The organism is Maribellus luteus (assembly GCF_003576475.1).
Taxonomy (GTDB): Bacteria; Bacteroidota; Bacteroidia; order Bacteroidales; family Prolixibacteraceae; genus Draconibacterium; species Draconibacterium luteum.
Genome location: NZ_QWGR01000216.1, coordinates 1 through 554, shown reverse-complemented (window position 1 = coordinate 554; position 554 = coordinate 1). Strand labels below are relative to the sequence as shown.

Genomic DNA, 554 nt, shown 5'->3' with positions numbered 1-554 from the left:
GCAGGGCGCCGAGAGGTTCAAGCAACTCGCAGAGAAGTACACCAACGGCAAGGTGAAGGTTGAGGTCTATCCGAACTCGCAACTCTACAAGGACAAGGAAGAAGTCGAGGCGCTTCAGCTCGGTGCAGTCCAAATGCTTGCGCCGTCGCTTGCCAAGTTCGGCCCGCTTGGCGTGAAGGAATTCGAGGTGTTCGATCTGCCCTACATCCTTCCGGACAAGGCGGCTCTCGGACGCATCACCAAAGGCCCGATCGGCAAAAGCCTTCTGGCGAAGCTCGAGCCGAAAGGCATCACGGGTCTCGCTTACTGGGACAACGGCTTCAAGATCATGACGGCCAACAAGCCGATGCATAAGGTCGCCGACTTTCAGGGCCTGAAGATGCGCATCCAGTCGTCGAAGGTTCTCGAAGCCGAAATGCGCGCGCTTGGCGCCATTCCGCAGGTGCTGGCGTTCTCGGAAGTCTATCAGGCGATGCAGACCGGCGTCGTCGACGGTAACGAGAACACACCGTCGAACGTTTACACCCAGAAGATGCACGAAGTGCAGAAGCACG

1 protein-coding gene is annotated in these 554 nt (G+C 58.1%); it reads left to right on the top strand.

Features of this window, described 5'->3' with window-relative positions; all coding sequences use genetic code 11:
* Window positions 1-554 (top strand): DctP family TRAP transporter solute-binding subunit (locus D1614_RS28655; RefSeq protein WP_119440532.1); only part of this gene is annotated, 554 nt, incomplete at both ends.